This is a genomic window from Sphaerospermopsis kisseleviana CS-549 (assembly GCF_028329225.1).
Taxonomy (GTDB): domain Bacteria; phylum Cyanobacteriota; class Cyanobacteriia; order Cyanobacteriales; family Nostocaceae; genus Sphaerospermopsis; species Sphaerospermopsis kisseleviana.
Genome location: NZ_JAQMTI010000100.1, coordinates 1 through 16983, shown reverse-complemented (window position 1 = coordinate 16983; position 16983 = coordinate 1). Strand labels below are relative to the sequence as shown.

General features: G+C 37.4%; 11 protein-coding genes and 2 riboswitches. Of the genes, 4 read left to right on the top strand and 7 right to left on the bottom strand.

Features of this window, described 5'->3' with window-relative positions; all coding sequences use genetic code 11:
* Positions 1–511: 511 nt before the first annotated feature.
* The gene (locus PN497_RS08105; RefSeq protein WP_096568727.1) at positions 512–1201 is read left to right on the top strand and encodes a transposase; all 690 of its coding nucleotides are present in this window, start codon (positions 512–514) and stop codon (positions 1199–1201) included.
* Between the two features lie 259 nt (positions 1202–1460).
* Here the strand turns inward: PN497_RS08105 and PN497_RS08100 are convergent, their stop codons facing one another.
* Positions 1461–4508 carry a YrzE family protein gene (locus PN497_RS08100; RefSeq protein WP_096568730.1) on the bottom strand — a complete coding sequence of 1016 codons (3048 nt, stop codon included), beginning with the start codon at positions 4506–4508 and terminating at the stop codon, positions 1461–1463.
* Positions 4509–5420: 912 nt separating this feature from the next.
* Between PN497_RS08100 and PN497_RS08095 the strand changes: the two genes are divergently transcribed.
* Positions 5421–5624, top strand: a complete 204-nt coding sequence (locus tag PN497_RS08095) for a chlorophyll a/b-binding protein (RefSeq protein WP_096568732.1) — start codon at positions 5421–5423, stop codon at positions 5622–5624.
* Positions 5625–6021: 397 nt separating this feature from the next.
* Here PN497_RS08095 and PN497_RS08090 read toward each other — a convergent pair whose 3' ends face one another.
* The 6 genes from PN497_RS08090 to rnc all read right to left on the bottom strand — a co-directional run bounded on the left by PN497_RS08090 (position 6022) and on the right by rnc (position 13298).
* On the bottom strand, positions 6022–7359 hold the full coding sequence (locus tag PN497_RS08090) for an ArsB/NhaD family transporter (protein WP_096568735.1): 1338 nt from the start codon (positions 7357–7359) through the stop codon (positions 6022–6024).
* Positions 7360–7497: 138 nt separating this feature from the next.
* A complete protein-coding gene (locus PN497_RS08085; protein WP_272109897.1) occupies positions 7498–8187 on the bottom strand; it encodes a universal stress protein in 690 nt (229 codons plus the stop codon).
* Positions 8188–8422: 235 nt separating this feature from the next.
* Positions 8423–8558, bottom strand: a riboswitch (cyclic di-AMP (ydaO/yuaA leader).
* A 247-nt stretch (positions 8559–8805) separates the two neighbouring features.
* A complete protein-coding gene (locus PN497_RS08080) occupies positions 8806–9642 on the bottom strand; it encodes an ABC transporter ATP-binding protein (RefSeq protein WP_096568742.1) in 837 nt (278 codons plus the stop codon).
* 41 nt (positions 9643–9683) lie between these two features.
* Positions 9684–11126, bottom strand: a complete 1443-nt coding sequence (locus PN497_RS08075) for an ABC transporter substrate-binding protein (protein ID WP_096568745.1) — start codon at positions 11124–11126, stop codon at positions 9684–9686.
* Between the two features lie 174 nt (positions 11127–11300).
* Complete coding sequence (gene ntrB / locus PN497_RS08070; RefSeq protein WP_096568748.1) at positions 11301–12152, bottom strand: nitrate ABC transporter permease; 852 nt, start codon at positions 12150–12152, stop codon at positions 11301–11303.
* Positions 12153–12250: 98 nt separating this feature from the next.
* A riboswitch (cyclic di-AMP (ydaO/yuaA leader) is annotated at positions 12251–12445 on the bottom strand.
* A gap of 169 nt (positions 12446–12614) precedes the next feature.
* A complete protein-coding gene (rnc, locus tag PN497_RS08065; protein ID WP_096572708.1) occupies positions 12615–13298 on the bottom strand; it encodes a ribonuclease III in 684 nt (227 codons plus the stop codon).
* Positions 13299–13888: 590 nt separating this feature from the next.
* Here rnc and PN497_RS08060 point away from each other — a divergent pair.
* Both PN497_RS08060 and PN497_RS08055 read left to right on the top strand, forming a co-directional pair.
* Complete coding sequence (locus tag PN497_RS08060) at positions 13889–15205, top strand: LamG domain-containing protein (protein ID WP_096568751.1); 1317 nt, start codon at positions 13889–13891, stop codon at positions 15203–15205.
* A gap of 1086 nt (positions 15206–16291) precedes the next feature.
* Positions 16292–16983, top strand: a 692-nt coding sequence (locus tag PN497_RS08055) for a hypothetical protein (RefSeq protein ID WP_272109896.1), incomplete at its 3' end; no start/stop codon positions are given.

Genomic DNA, 16983 nt, shown 5'->3' with positions numbered 1-16983 from the left:
GTGAATCATTCCCATGGTAAAAATAGACAACAAACAGACAGTTTAACAGAAGAGGGCAAAGCATTGGCAATTTTACATTATCGAAATCAATAAAGATGTTTGAGCCAATGCTTTGCCCCTACAAATGGGACAATGAAAATTATATTAATTGAGCGATCGCACCACATTATATAATCCTGTAGGGGTGAAGCATTCGCATGGTAAAAATAGACAACAAACAGATAACCTATATTAGCGAATGCTTCACCCTGTTCCACTATGGGGTTTAACAGAAGAGGGCAAAGCATTGGCAATTTTACATTATCGAAATCAATAAAGATGTTTGAGCCAATGCTTTGCCCCTACAAATGGGACAATGAAAATTATATTAATTGAGCGATCGCACCACATTATATAATTCTGTAGGGGTGAAGCATTCGCATGGTAAAAATAGACAACAAACAGATAACCTATATTAGCGAATGCTTCACCCTTCCCCATAACCATGACGCTATTAACAGGAATTTAATTTATGCCTTATAATCCCGAAATTCACCACCGTCGTTCCATCCGATTAAAAGGATATAACTATTCTCAAATAGGAGCATATTTTGTCACTATTTGCACCCATCACCGTAATTGTTTATTTGGTGAAATTGTCGATGGTGAAATGAAATTAAATACAAATGGTGAGGTAGCAAGGGGTTGTTGGTTATCTATTCCTCGGCATTTTCAAAGTGTAGAGTTAGATGAATTTCTGATCATGCCCAATCATGTACATGGAATTATTATCATAGTTAAAAGTGAAGCAAAGCAAGATTTTTCACAATCGTTTTCTGATGGGAAGGGAGAAGCATTGGCAAAGCAAGATTTTTCACAATCGTTTTCTGATGGGAAGGGCGAAGCATTGGCAAATTTCAATTATCAACAACAACAAAATTTATCGAGCCAATGCTTCGCCCCTACAGTCCCTGGAATTAAACAGGTGAAAATTAATGGCACAAAACCACAATCTTTGGCAGCAATAATTCAAAATTATAAATCTGTTTCTACAAGGCGGGTGAATCGCATCAATAAAGCTCAAGGAAATGTGATTTGGCAACGTAATTTTCATGAACATATTATTCGTAATGAGGAAGAATTACAAAATATTCGTCAGTACATTGTCAACAATCCAATAAATTGGGCAGAAGATGAGGAAAATCCTGTAAATGTTAATTAGCGATCGCCTTCATTATTGAATTATTAGTCAAAAAAAACCCCCCTGTTGGGAGGCTAAAGACAACTTATCAATTGATAATTGATAATTGATAATTGATAATTGTTTTATTCAAGGCTTCCGCCGTGAGCGTCAGTGGTCAGTGAGTCTGTCGAACTGCCGAACGGTTTCAAACCTCCCCTTTCAAGTAAAAAAAGCAGAAAATTTAGCTTTTTTAATCCTCGGATTTTCAGGTACAGGTAATTGTCCATTATTGAAAAACCTAAACCAGCACAACAGCAATTGATCCGCCTAAAGCCGCAGAAATACCAGAAACAACCGCCGTCGCAAACAACCACCAAGCAGCATTAGCAGCAGCTTTGCGGGTTTCTTCTGCTTGACGTTGTGCTTGATGTTTTACCTGTTCTAGCCGATGTTGTGCTTCATGTTGTAGCTGTTCTGCTCTTTGTAAAACCATATTCCGAGCGTGTTCTATTCTGTCAATAATGCGGTTAACATCTGCCTCAGAAATATCTTCACGGGAACTGAAAATAGCTACTAAAGTTTCACGATTGAAATGAGACAAGCGATCGCGCAATGCTTCAAACCCAGCTTGAGGATCTTCAAATAATTGACGGATATCATGCTGTATTCCTTCATAATTCAATTCTGGACGTTCTAGAGAATTAAGATAATTACGAATCCTGGCAAAAATGCCTTCAATTGCATCTTGAATCCTTCTTTGAATACCCCGCACCTGTTCTACAAATTGTTCACGCACTGAGATCATATTATCAGCAATTCTCGCTGCTTCTTCATCAGTAATATCTTCCCGAATTTTCAACAAAGCGATAATTGTTTCTCTATCGAAATGGGAAAGGCGATCGCTGAAACTTTCCATCCCCACTCTGGGATCATGCAACAATAAATGCAAATCTCTTTTAATTCCTTCTGGGTGCAATTCCTCTTTACCCGTATGTCGTAAATACTCCTGCAAATAAGTTTGAAAATTTTGCATTCTTTGTTGTGTTCTTGTCGCTAACCGACGGGGCGCACGGACTATATTTCTAATTGATGTCTGCACAGTATCAATGATTTGATTAACTTGTTCCTCACTCAAGTCTTGACGTTGACTTAACAATTTCACCAAAGTATCTCTATCAATCCGCGATAATCGGCGACGCAATACCATAACACCCTCTCTAGGGTTTTCAAACAACCTTGTGAAATCTCGTTGAATACCTTCAGGATTCAATTCTTCCTTACCAGTATTTCGCAGGTAATCTGCAATAGTCGTGGTGACAGAATCATATTGTTCTCTGGCTTTTTCCCCGACAAATTGCGGTATGTGGCGGATGCTATGCCATGATTCTTCTACTACATCAATAATTTGATGAACTTGTGCTTCTGTTAAATCTTGACGTTGACTTAATAATTGCACCAAAGTATCTTTATCAAAGCGAGATAACCGCGCCCGAATGGCTAAAATTCCCGCTTGGGGATCTTCTAAAAGTCGTTTTAAATCAGCGCGAATAGCATCAGGGTTTAATTGTTCTTTGCCTGTATTTCGCAGATATGATTCCACATTTAACCAGAGAGTTTCCGCTTGATGTTGTGCCTGTTGTGCCAGTCCTAAAGATTCTACCAACACGCGATCGCGCTGCATTTCCAATTCATCTAAAATCGGATCTAAATCTCGTTCTTGAATATCATTGCGTGCTAACAGAATCTCAGCCATTTCTTCCCGTTCAACTTGTGCCAGTCGTCGGGATAAAGTTTGATAATCTGCTTCTGGATCTGCCAACAGCGGTTTAAAATTATTCTCAATTCCTGCTGATGTTAAATCTGCTTTCGGAGTCACCAGTAAATAACTTTCCACTCGTCTTTGCAAATCTTGGACAATTTCTCTTTCTTCCTGCGCTGTTACTATTACCAAAACCTCATCCCGCACCATTACCAATTGATCAGCAATTTGGTAAATTTGTGCTTGAGCTAATAATCCCTTAGCTTGCAAAATATTGATAAAATCTTGACGGTTAATTTGCTCTAATTCCCTACGTGTTACCCCAGGATCAGCCGCAGGATCATAAATCACATCTCGAAATTCTTGGGCAATTCTTTCTTGACTGAGTTGCCAAGGATAAGAGTTAAGTAAGTAGTTGTCAATATCTGCACGAATGGGATTATAAGGTTGTTCTGTAACTTGTTCTATGACTTTTTCTCTAGCAGTATTTAAGGAACGCCAAATTTTTTCTACATCTAAATCAGACAAATCTGCCCTACCTAACACTACCCCAGTCAGTGCTGATATTGCTTGTTGCATCATTCCTGGTTTTTGTTCTGTTTCTTTGGTAGAGTGAATTTCAGCAATTAATTGGTCAAGTTTGGCGTTAAGTTCATCGGTTTTGGTTTGTCCCGGAGGAAGGGATTTCAGATAGTTTACCAACTCACCTAAACTTTCTTTCGTAGGTTTTTGTTGACTCACTACTTGTTCCCAAACATTTTGTAAAGCGTCAGCAATGCGGTTAACTTCTCGTTGGGATAAATCGGTGCGACTGTTAACTAAATCAACAAACTGTTGACGGTCGATTTTTCCCAAGTCTGGACTGGTGGCGATCGCTTTAAATTGTGGTTCATTAAGTAAGCTTTTAAACTCATCCCGAATCTGCAATATATCAAGTTCTGGGGGACGTAGTTTTTCTATGTAATGTTCTACGTTTTGGCGAATACTTGCGGGGGGAATGGCGCTTCCTAATTCCCGACGCACCGCCGAGGCAGCCGCTTCCGCAGTAGCTACCACTTGCTGATTTACAGACCTAGCGCCTAATGCAGCTGTAGCTGTACCCATAATCGCCTGAAAACTGGCAGTAGCCGTATTCACAACCGAACCTATTAAAGAACCAACTGTAGTTGAACTTACCCACATTAGTAATAGAAAATACGCTCCCCAAATGACTAAACCTAAAATTGCTCCTAATCCCGGATCTAAAATTAATAAACTCAATTTTACAGCTAAGAAACAAGCGATGAATAAAGCAATTGTGACTGTAACTAATGTCCAAATTCCCAACCTCGTGCCAATTTTGCGAATTGTGCCACCAAAACTTTCAATTTCCTGAGATTCTGAAGGATGTCCTAAATAGGAAATACCCGCAGCAATTGAGAGATTAGTTAACACTAATTGAAAGGCAAAGGCGAGAATTACTCCAGAAATTAAAGCCACAAAAAAGCGCGGACCCGATGTGAGAATCGAAGCCTGTGCTGGTGTGACGTTGGGAGTAGTTACAGGTACTTGTGCTATCCACAATAAGTGTTTGTATAGTTCCTGCATCATTTCTATTTCCTACCTCTAAGTTTAATTTTAAGTTTAATTTAAATTTGCACTGCCAAGTTAGTGTTTTACTCCTGACTCCTGTACGGGCGAAGTAGGGGCGAAGCATTCGAGCGATTAATGATCGGTATTTCCCAAAGGATATTTTCCGAATGCTTCGCCCTTACAGGGCGATAAATTATCAATTTTATGAAAAGGGCGAAGCATTCGAGCGATTAATGATCGGTATCTCCCAAAGGATATTTTCCGAATGCTTCGCCCTTACAGGGCGATAAATTATCAATTTTATGAAAAGGGCGAAGCATTCGAGCGATTAATGATCGGTATCTCCCAAAGGATATTTTCCGAATGCTTCGCCCCTACGACTCCTGCTATAATTACAAAGCTATGCAACATAAGGGTTTGACTGCCTCACTAATGACCACTGCTGGATGTAAATATTCAACTTGTCCAACCTTCAGAATCCAAGAAATTAGGGGATCTTAGCATCCATCTCAAGTGGGAAAGCCTTATGTAACGTTAGATAGAAGTTGATGATTTTATTATTGTAAATTTATATAAAAAATAGCTGATTTATTAATATCAATACTGCTATTCTTTAGGTGAACATTTTTTTGCTTGGATTGTAGTAATTCAATTTTTGAAAGCTGGTTTACGTTTATTTAAATTAAATTAAAAATTTTTTTCACCATCTCAGGGTAGATTTGTCTGGGTAAATAGCTTTTAAATTATCGTCCCTAAGAAGTGCCTATAGTTTGTACCTATAGGCATAAAACAACTGTGTGTGTAAAAGCTACATTAAAGTTAAGCATAAAAAAAGTGAACAAAAGATTCAAAACATTAAACTTGAAACTTGTGAAACTTGTGAAACTTGTGAAACTTGTGAAACTTGTTGAAATTTGGAGGTAAAAAATGGAAACTCGCTCATCTACTGATATACCACCCGTTGCTAAAGCTTATAATGGTGTAGATCGTAATGCCTTTATTTTTGGTTGGAATCCTCAAGCAGAATTGTGGAATGGACGCTTGGCAATGATTGGATTTTTAGCTTATCTACTTTGGGATTTAGCTGGTTATAGCGTTCTTCGTGACATTTTACACATCTTGAGATATTAACGTCAGATCAGAAAGGAGATCCAGGAGTCAGGAGTCAGGAGTCAGGAGTTATTTATTTTGGATTTTGGATTTTGGTGAAGCAGTGCGGCCTTGGGGGTTTCCCACATGAGCAACTGCTGAACCCGCAGGGATTGTTTTTGTCATCTCCAATCTAAAATCTAAAAAATCTAAAATCTAAAATTTTCCTCCCCATCTCCCCTATCTTGTAACACCTAAATCCCTGACTTCTCAAAGAAGTTAGGGATCTATAGGACTCCTATTTGATTTTTGAAAAAACTCCGTACACCCAAATCATCTAAAACCCTATTCCCTATTCCCTATTCCCTATTCCCTGCCTCCACGGAAAATTTATAAATCAAATCGGAACACTATATTTTTCGAGCATTTTGTTTTATGTTTAAAGTAAAAAACGCACCAACACATACAAAGCTGAAGTTATCAGCTGCAATAAGGTAACAGGAATACCATAATGTAAAAAAGTCTTAAAAGAAATTCTTCTACCATGCTGTTCAGCAATACCAGCAGCAACAATATTAGAAGATGCTCCCACCAATGTGCCATTTCCCCCCAAAGTTGCGCCAAACATCATGGCATAAAACAGTGGTAAAACTTCTGGGGGAAACTGTCCTTGAAAATCTGGTGATAAAACTTCTGCTGGTGCTAATCCCACATTCACAAGATATTGTTTCAACAAAGGAACCATTGCCACAACTAAAGGAATATTCGGTACAACACTTGATAAGATTCCTACTACAAATAACAAAAGTACAGAACCTAGCAAAATATTTTTACCTAAAATCAGCCCTAAAACACCTGATAAACTCTTAATCACACCTGTTTTATCCAGTCCTCCGATCAGGACAAAAATGCTCATAAAAAATATTAAGGTACTCCAATCTACATCTCGCAAAATATTATGAACTGAATCAATTCTGCTTTTGTGTGCCAGTAATAAAGCTAAAGCAGCACCTAACAAAGCCACTGCCGCAGGGGAAATCGGTATTGGTAAAGATTCACCAATTACAAAAAATGTTAACACAAAAGCTACTATCACTCCCCCTACTATTAAAACTCGTGGATGATTGATTTGGGGATGGGGTAATTCTGCTAAATCATCTAAGTTTTTATGCCAAATTTTTCTAAATAAAATTGGTAATGTTACTACAACAGTCAAAACAGCAATTACTCCTCCTAAACTTAATTTCCCTAAATAATCTATGAAGCTAATATTGACAGCATCACCTACAATAAATGTGGCTGGATCTCCTACTAAAGTTAATAATCCCGCACTATTAGCAACAAACACCATCAAAATTAATAAAGGGACAAAATTAACTCCTATTTCTTCTGCTATTGGCGGAATTAATGGAGCTAATAACATGACTGTAGTAGCATTAGGTAAAACAGCACAAATTGGCGTAACTAATGCCACAATACCTAATAGTAATTTTTTGCCACTTCCTTGAGCAAGAATGACTATTTGTGTAGCTATATAACTAAAGATATTAGTCGGTTCAAATGCTCTTACTAATACCATCACACCAAAAAATAAACCCAAAGTTCCATGACTTTTACCAATATAACTAACGGCTTCTGGTAAAGTCATGATATTAGCAAAGACTAATATTAATGCTCCCAAAAAAGCAGCTACCATTAGATCAATCCATTCCGTCATGATTACCACAATGACGGTGATAAATGTGATAACGCTGAAAACAGCTTGCCAGTTTTCCATATCATCTTCCCTGATAATGTGATTGTTTTTTATTGTGTGAAAAAGATCGAAAAAGCCACCTATATGTAACTATAGGCGACTTAATAGTTGATTATTGGTGCATGGGCATTAAAAATGTATTAAGTAATTATTAGGTGATTAATCAAGACACCGAGGAATACCCAAAACAGCACAGGGAAAATGAGGATCTAAACTTTCAATCACAGGATGATTGATAGATTGACAACCTAAAACTAGAGCATCAGCAGTTTCTAATTCTACAACTTTTTTCAGTTCATTAGATAAGTTACCAAATCGTAGATGAGATTTAAAATCACTCTGCCATTCTTGGGCTAAATTTTTGGCTTGCCAAAGAATTTTATCTGCTTTTTCCGGTGCTGAAGTGGTAAGTAACTGAGGTTTTGATGGCGTTAACACCATTGTTGTTGATTGGCTTAACTCAAAATATTGATGTGTCAAACCAGCCCAATTTGGTGGATAATTGAATTTATGATAATCAGAAATACTTGCCTGTTCTTCTAACACATAAACAGCCTGAACATTGACTTGAATATTGCTTGCTAAATGGGTTTGATGTGCAATACAAAAAGCAATATCTAAGGCTGTATGACTATTAGGAGAACCATCATAACCAACAATTAACTTGATGGATTTTACCAGTGAATTTTTCTCACTCAGGCATTTTTTTGGAGCAGGTAGTAATACCATTTGCTCAATCAGGTCATGGCGACCAATAGCACCTTGCAAACGTGCTAACAATGGCTTGATTTTCACAGCTTTAACTTCTCTCCCTTGAAACGAATGATGAATGAGAAGCAGGGATGCCAATTTTAGATTTTAGATTTTAGATTTTGGATTCATAAGTAAGTATTCCGCTATCAGTAATCAGCTTTTTTAAACGCACCATGAAAAACCACCATTTTATCACCAAATGACTAATCAAGGATTCTGATTTCTGACTCGTTAATTCTTACATTCCTAGTTCATCCAAAATCATTGACTAAAATCGCAGATTGATTAAGGAAAACCCAATAACAACTGGTATTACAGCCAAGGTTTTGGGAGTTCCTTCCATTGCCGACGGAGTTAGCTGACGGGCTAAGACTGGAAGGTGTCTTTCAATTAAGATTCGCCCCAATTATTTGGTTCCTCCGCTTCAAATCCAGCTTTCATGAATTTGAATTAGGCTACCCACAGATAAGCATTCAGCGATCAGTAATCAGCAGTCAGCTTTTTAATGGTTACGCCCAAAATCTGTATTTGATCATCTACCGATTTATCAAATATTCTGAAATACTGATGCCTCAATCCTGAATACTGACGTTAAAAGTAGAAATTCAAAATTTTAAATGTTCAAAATTTTAAATGTTCAAAATTTTAAATTTCTACTTTTTGAATTGTAGCTTATATTTCTGAATTTGTATACCCAGGAAATAATAATTTATTTTACTCCTCTGAAGTAAAGTAACGGTCTAAAAAATTCAAGGCGTGGTTGCGTAATTCAAAGTATTCTTTAGAATTGCGGATCGCACTGCGATCGCGTGGACGTTTAAACGGAACTTTGAGAATTTCTCCGATAGTGGCGCATGGTCCATTGGTCATTAAAACAATGCGATCGGACATATAAATTGCCTCATCTACATCATGGGTAATCATCATGACTGCTTGACGATGATTTTCCCAGATATCTAATACCTGACGCTGCAATTTTCCACGAGTTAAAGCATCTAAAGCTCCAAATGGTTCATCCATTAATAACATTTTCGGACGAATTGCTAAAGCTCTAGCAATACCCACCCTTTGTTTCATACCTCCAGAAATTTCATCGGGATATTTATCTGCGGCTGCCGTTAAGTTTACCATTGCCAAGTGTTCATTCACAATGCTAATTTTTTCGGCACGATTTGCACTTTTTAGCACTTCATCCACAGCTAAACGGATATTTTCCCGCACAGTTAACCACGGTAACAAGGAATAATTTTGAAAAACCATCATTCTATCTGCACCTGGTTTGCGGATTTCTTTACCATCTAAGCGAACTGAACCTGATGTAGCTCTTTCAAAACCGCCAATAATTTTTAGTAATGTTGATTTACCACAACCAGAATGACCAATTACAGAAATAAATTCATCTTCACCAATTGTCAAATTAACGCCATCTAAAACAACAAACTCTCCTTTATCTGCTGTGGGATAAGACTTCACTAAATTTTCAATTTCTAAAAATCCGTGACGGGGCTGAACTTGTTGAAAATTATCATTTTCTAAGGAAGTATATCTCATGATTAAATTCTCCTGAATTAGTTAATAGTTTGTCGTGAAAATTAAGACATGAAGAAACGAATGGGAGCATTTGCTTTGATAGCAAAACTATTGAGATAACCGACAGGATCACTGGGATCAAAGCCTTTTTTATCTATGAATACTTCTGGGGGTTCAACTTTATAATCATCCTTGGGACATGGAATCCCCATTTCTGTGGCTATCTCTCGATATAAATCTGTTCTCCAACCTTTTTCGGCTACTTGTTCAGCGTTTTTAGGGATTTCTTTAATTTGTCCCCAGCGTGCTGCTTGAGTCATTAACCAAATACTCCGAGAACGCCATAAAAAGGTGGAATGTTCTCCTGGTTCTTGAGGAACGTTATCAGGCAGATCATAAAAAATTGTGGTATCTTCAGCTTTGATTGTGCGGTCTTTACCATCAAAACCACCATAGTTGTAATTACCAATAATTCCTGGAGCAGTCAATTTGCTAATGGGCGCATCTTGCTTTTTTGGTTTTGCACCAGTAAAAGAACGATCTGTTAATAATTCGGCTACTTCTTGGCGGTTTTCGGGTTTACTGCAATACTGACAAGCTTCAATCATCGCCTTCACTAAAGAGCGGTAAGTTTTGGGATAATTGACTATAAAAGATTCCATTACTCCTAATAGTCTGTCTGGGTGTCCGTACCAAATTTCTTTACCTTGAGCGAATGTAAAACCAATACCTTCGTTACCTGTAATTGCTCTGGTGTTCCAAGGTTCGGCTACCATGTATGCTTGCATTGCCCCAATTCTCATATTTGTCACCATTTGCGGTGGGGGAGTAATAATGATGCGAAATTCTTTAAATGGGTCAACACCAGCAGCAGCAGCAAGATAGCGAGCAAAGTATTCATAAATAGCAGAACTCAGAACTACTGCCCAAACCTTCTTTTCTGGGGGTTGTTGGTGAAAATAACCTCGAAAATCTCGCCCAAATGCTTCTAATGCCCCATCACCGTATTGTTGCTGATATTCATACCAAGGACGTATACCAAAGTCCCACATATCTTTATTCATGGTCATGGCGTTACCATGTCGGTGTATGGTCATAGCTGCACATAGGGGGGCATGACGCGCACCTTCTGCACCTATTCGAGCGTTAGTGACTGCACCAGAGACGACGGGGGAAGCGTCGAGACGACCAAATATTAACCCGTCGCGGGAGTTTGCCCAACTAGCTTCGCGGTTGAGTTTGACATTTAAGCCATATTTGCGGAAGAAACCTTTTTTCCAGGCGATCGCAAATGGCGCACAATCATTAACAGGAACATAACCAATAATAAGATCAGGTTTTTCTAATTCTTGAGGTTTAACTACTGGTTCTACAGCTAAAGCTTCTTCTGTCAGTCCTTTAGCAGACCTATCTCCAGAAACAGCACAGGATGACAACGCTATTCCCGCAGTCGTTAAACCTATTCCCTTGATAAAATCTCTGCGAGTCCAATTATTTTCACTCATAATTGTCTACAATTTTGAATTTTAGATTTTAGATGATGAAAAATTCAATGGATAAGCTTTGTCAGCTTCCATCTTTTGACATCATTTTGCAAATTGGTATCAGTTTTATCTCTCAATGTGGAACAGGCATCTTGCCTGTCATAGCTGTAACTAAATTGTTGACGTTTTCCCTGTTTACTTCACACTTCCTGGACGATGGGTAACAAATTCTTGAAGTTTACCCACCGCGTAATCTAAAACTAAACCAGTTAAACCAATTACAAACACCGCCAAAAATACAGAACTGAGATTTAAACGACTCCATTCGTCCCAAACAAAAAACCCAATTCCAATACCACCTGTTAACATTTCTACAGCCACAATTACCAGCCAAGCAATACCTAAACTAATCCTTAAACCTGTGAAAATATAAGGCAAACTGGCAGGCCAAATAATTTTAATAATCTGCCGCCAACGTGGCATTTCTAACACCTGTGCCACATCTATATAATCTTTGGGTACGCTAGAAACTCCCAAGGCAGTATTAATCATAGTCGGCCAAAGGGAAGTAATGAAAATCACAAAAATAGCTGAAGGATCTGCCAAATTGAAAATAGCTAAGGAGATAGGCAACCAAGCTAGGGGTGAAACAGGTTTAAATATTTGAATGATGGGATTAAAAGCCAGCATTGCTGGTCTAGACATCCCTATTAAAAACCCACAGGGAATTGCTACTAATGCACCTAAACCAAAACCTAATATTACCCGGCGTAAACTTGCTAATAGTAACCAACCAATTCCTAAATTACCGGGTCCTCGTTCATAAAAGGGATTTAAAATGTAGTCAAGATTGGCAATTAAAGCTTCAGGTGGTGTAGGCATTAATTCATGATTAGCAAATGCTATTACCCACCAGAGTAAAATTATTCCTGAAAAACCCACAACGGGCAATAAGAACTCATCACGAAAAATGACAGGTTTTGCTTTTTTCCACGCCAATTGTCCAGCCACAGCAAAAATTGCAGCTAAATTCAGTTGTAAAATCATATTGTAACCTCAACAGAGTTCAGTACAGATACACTGAATCTGAGCAGTACCAGCCTTGGACACTGATGAGATCAAAACATTATCAAATGCTGTCTCTTCAGTCCCCTCTCAATGCCTACGAAGTTAGCTGACGGACTAGGGTTGAGAGATACCCCTTTTTGCAGGATTTTGGCTGCTTTTTAACATAAATTTAGAAATTTATTAACCAATCGCTACAAAAATACGCCCCAAAACTTGGTTCCTCCGTTCCAACGCTATTGACTCTGGTGCGTTGGATTAGGCTGACTTACTCATAATTAATAGTAACAGCAAAAATTTAGCATTGATATACAGTAATAACATCAGTATCTAAACTAAAAATTAGTTACTTAACTACTGAGATCAAGCGATTTAATTGATTTTGCACAGTACATTAAATATAGATTGTCAGATTAGCAAGAAAACATTATCATTCCTAAATTCTTACAATAAATCTCGTTTTTTCAATTTAGCTAACGCATCCTCAGCCGCAGCTTTTTCTGCTTCTTTTTTACTCTTGCCTCTTCCTTCTCCCAACTCTTTACCATCTACAAATACTTTGGAAATAAATTCTGGTGCATGATCTGGACCTCCGGCTTTTTCTGTGACATATTTAGGAGGTTCTTGGATACCTTGAGCTTGGGTTAACTCTTGTAATCTGTTTTTTGAATCTACATTTGATCTCGGTTCTACCACATCTTCTGATACAGAATCAAATAATGGTTCAAGAATGACTTTGAGAGGTTCAACATTACAATCATTATCTAAATAATATGCACCAATTACAGCTTCAAAGGTGCTACTCAAAAGGTTAGGATTTTGATAACCGCCATCTCTAATTGTACCTTTTCCTAATCGCATTCTCAAATCTAAACCAACTTCTAAAGCGAATTTTGCCAGTTGTTTTTCTTCCACTAATGCAGAACGACGACGAGTTAATTCATCTTCCCCTTTTTCGGGATAACGATTATATAAATATTGTCCACTGAGAAAGTTTAAAATTGCATCTCCGAGAAATTCTAAGCGTTCGTTGTGTTCTCCTTCTCCGGGGTTTTCGTTCACATAAGAACGATGGGTTAATGCTTGACGCAAGAGTTTTTCGTTATTGAATGTAAGTAGTTTGTGCATTTTATCTTTTGTTTTTGCTGTTGTAGCGAATGTGAAATATGGAAAATTTCTATCAACTGATATTTTATAGCGAGTAAATAAATTAAGGTGTACCTCATAAGACTGGGAAACGCTATATAAAATTAACACATTAGACCAAGTGTTCAAAGGAAGGAACAAAGCAAGACTTGTCACAAAGGAATCCTGCTGTTGAGACAACTACTGAAACCTGTAGTGTATAGTTCTGCTTGAGATGGGATTTCTGACATTTCTCACATAGCATTTATATTTGCCTGTTAGATTTGTATAATTACGTAGTGAAACTGGAATGTCAATACTGTATTTAAAGTATTTTTTAATATAGATTTTTATACAATATAATTCGTTTAATGAATAAAAATTTAATCTTTTTTTAATCAAAAATGCCATTATGTGAAGTTAGATATTATTGCTAATAATACGTAAACTTATATTAATTAAATATCAAAAATTTGACATGATGTATTTTTTTTGATATCGTGTTTCACGAAGATAAAAAGCCAAAAATGAGCTTGAAAATTCAGCCACAATTATCCCAAAACCAGACAAATTGCCAAAAGGTATAGAAAAATATGCAATCAGTATTAATGTTTGATGGTAAGGATGATTATGTAGAAATTCCTTATAACCAGTCACTTAATCCCAACTTATTTACTGTTTCCAGTTGGGTAAAAGTTACCGGTGGGCAAGGCCGCTTTCGTTCTGTAATTACCAGCCGTGATATTTCCAAAGGTTCCGCAGGTTACATTATCTATGCAGGAGATAATAATAAATGGCAAGCTTGGGTCGGTAACGGAAGTGATTGGGAAATTGTTAATAATAAAGATATTCCTGTAGTTCTCAATGTCTGGACTCATATAGCAAGTACCTTTGATGGCAAGCAATTGAAACTTTATGTCGATGGCAAAGAAGTTGGTAGTAAAAATGTAGTTTATGCACTGAATACGCGATGCCCTCTGCGAATCGGTGCTGGTGCCACCGAAGCAAATCCAAGATATTTCTATTCTGGTCAAATTACGGAAGTTAGTGTCTGGAATAAAGCTCTGACAGCGGATGAAATTCAGGCAAAGATGAATCAGTATCTGACTGGGAAGGAAGATGGTTTAGTTGCTTATTTGCCCTTGAATGAAGGTTCGGGCAATCTTGTTAAAGAAAAGACAGGTAACGGCATTAACGGCACAATTAATGGTGCTGTTTGGCAACAAGAAGAAATCCCTCTAGTTAAACCAGAAACTACACCAGTTTTGAAATCTTTAGGTAGAATTGTCGTTAATGCAGACGAATCGACTTTAAGTGATCAAGGAATCAAAACTACACCTGATGCAGCTACATTTGCTCTGAATATTGCCAAATATTTTGTAGGAGAAAACAAAGGTAAGTTTCATGTACTTTCCAATAATTTTGGGTTGACAGGAGCATCTCTGGAACAAACAATGACCAAAGCAGGTCATACTTGGACTAAGGGAATGAATATTCCTATTAACCTAGAAACCCTGCAAAAATATGACGGGATTTTTATTGGTGGTGATCTTGTAGAGAACCAAGTTTTAATTGAATATGTGAAAAATGGAGGTAAGGTTTACCTTTGTGCTGGTACTGGTAAAGGAGGAGCGCAAGCAGAAGCAAATAATTGGAATACTTTCTTAGCTGCTTTTGGTTTGAAAATCCAGGGAATCTACAACGCAATTACTGGTAATATAGCAGTTAATAATCCCAATCATTCTCTCTTTGCAGGAGTCACAACCCTTTATCAAAACAATGGTAATTTCATTACTGATTTACAAACTGATTCACAACTAAATCAAATCATTCTTGCTCATAGTAGTGGAAAAGGGTTAATAGGTACTGCTGAATTTGTTAAAGCTTCTGCACCAAAATCTCCTGCCTGACTAACCACCTAATTATCCTCAATTTTTTTCTCAACTTTTTCAACCAACCCCAACTAAGTCACGGGTATATTTTATTCATGTTAATCTCTCGCTGCTGTCTATTAGATATCTCCGGTAATTCAATATCCGTAATTTGAAACCCTTGTAGGGACAATTCATGAATTGTCTCTACATTCATTTTCACTAGATGTCTATATAGGGGTTGCTGATAGCGTAGCGTAAGCCATAAAAGTCTTTCCGTGAAGATTAAGGAGTATGGCTAACGCCACGCTTACTTCGACTGCGCCCTTCGACTGCGCCCTTCGACACCGCCCTTCGACAGGCTCAGGACAGGCTCAGGACAGGCTCAGGACAGGCTCAGTACAAGTCGCTATCAAGGAGTCAGGAGTTAAAGGATATCAAGGAGTTTTTTGGATTTTGAAACGAGGTAAAAAACCAACAAAGTGTAAGGTTTTCCAGTTCATAAGTCATAAAAGCTTGTACCTGCCTGCCCTCAGGCGCGGCTTTTTCCATTTCAAATTGCCTAAAATTCTTTACCTGTAATATTTTCATGTTTATTCAGCATCCCCTATATATCTATTCACAGCTTATACCAATAGAGCTTTTTTACATCCTTTCCGACTTTTCAAACATCCTTTAAATAATCAATTCATGTTAGCTAAATACAGCAGATTGCATATCAATGAGATACAAGTCCTGCCTGCCCTTGTGTACCTTATTTAAATCAAATGTGTGCTGTAAATAATTTTTAAAGTTTAATTTTCCATACAATACAATTATTTTAAGGAATTAAAATTTAATATTTTTTTAATCAAAAATTTGAGTTAGATTTCATAGTTAATAATACGTAAACTTATATTAATTAAATATCAAAAATTTGACATGATGTATTTTTTTTGATATCGTGTTTCACGAAGGCTAAAAGACAGAAATGAGATTCAAAATTCCAACAAAATCAACCCAAAACCAGACAGATTGTCAAAAGGTATAGTGTTAAATCATTATACTTCAACCAGGCTGAAGATGTTGCATTAATCATAATCAAAAACCAAAAAACTTTGGATCAAAATTATAAGGATCATCAACATGAGCAACGATTTAATCGGTGGAAATGAACTGAAAAGCCGTGGAGTTTGTGATACAAGAACAAACTTTTATTTAGTAGATACTAACAATCCCATTAATATTAATGGCGATATTAATGGCTGGGAAATTTGGGCAGATACAACAGCTCCTCTACAACTGATTATTTACCGAAAAGAAGGTAGTTCTTGGTCAGTAGTAGGTAAGAGTGATATGAAAACTCCCGTGGTGGGACTTAACCAGTTTTCCCTATCTACACCCATGACAGTTAAACAAGGTGACTTTGTTGGGATTTATTATCCTGGAGGAGGTTCAGTAAGTTTCAACCTCACAACAGATAAAGAAGCTTCGGACTTGGGAAATTTAACTAGTAAAGTTCTTTTCACTAACACTGGTGCTGGTGCTACAGCCTTTTCAGGCTCAAGTAATCGCGTTTATTCCATCAGGGTAAAAGGTGTTGCACAAGTAATACAACCTACAAGTGAGAAAATCATACCTGGTGTGATAGGTATTGGCATGAACAATCAACTATATACCAGAAAGACCTTAACCAGTAATTGGGAACATATTGCTAACAGTGGTTCTGTCTTAGGTATTACCGTAATGTCAGACGGTACGATAGTTGGTATTGGCACGAATAATCAACTATATACCAGAAAGACCTTAACCAGTAATTGGGAACATATTCCTAACAG

Coding starts and splice junctions, on each gene's coding strand:
- PN497_RS08105 (WP_096568727.1), top strand. CDS start 512: ATGCCTTATAATCCCGAAATTCACCACCGTCGTTCCATCCGATTAAAA.
- PN497_RS08100 (WP_096568730.1), bottom strand. CDS start 4,508: ATGCAGGAACTATACAAACACTTATTGTGGATAGCACAAGTACCTGTA.
- PN497_RS08095 (WP_096568732.1), top strand. CDS start 5,421: ATGGAAACTCGCTCATCTACTGATATACCACCCGTTGCTAAAGCTTAT.
- PN497_RS08090 (WP_096568735.1), bottom strand. CDS start 7,359: ATGGAAAACTGGCAAGCTGTTTTCAGCGTTATCACATTTATCACCGTC.
- PN497_RS08080 (WP_096568742.1), bottom strand. CDS start 9,642: ATGAGATATACTTCCTTAGAAAATGATAATTTTCAACAAGTTCAGCCC.
- PN497_RS08075 (WP_096568745.1), bottom strand. CDS start 11,126: ATGAGTGAAAATAATTGGACTCGCAGAGATTTTATCAAGGGAATAGGT.
- ntrB (WP_096568748.1), bottom strand. CDS start 12,152: ATGATTTTACAACTGAATTTAGCTGCAATTTTTGCTGTGGCTGGACAA.
- rnc (WP_096572708.1), bottom strand. CDS start 13,298: ATGCACAAACTACTTACATTCAATAACGAAAAACTCTTGCGTCAAGCA.
- PN497_RS08060 (WP_096568751.1), top strand. CDS start 13,889: ATGCAATCAGTATTAATGTTTGATGGTAAGGATGATTATGTAGAAATT.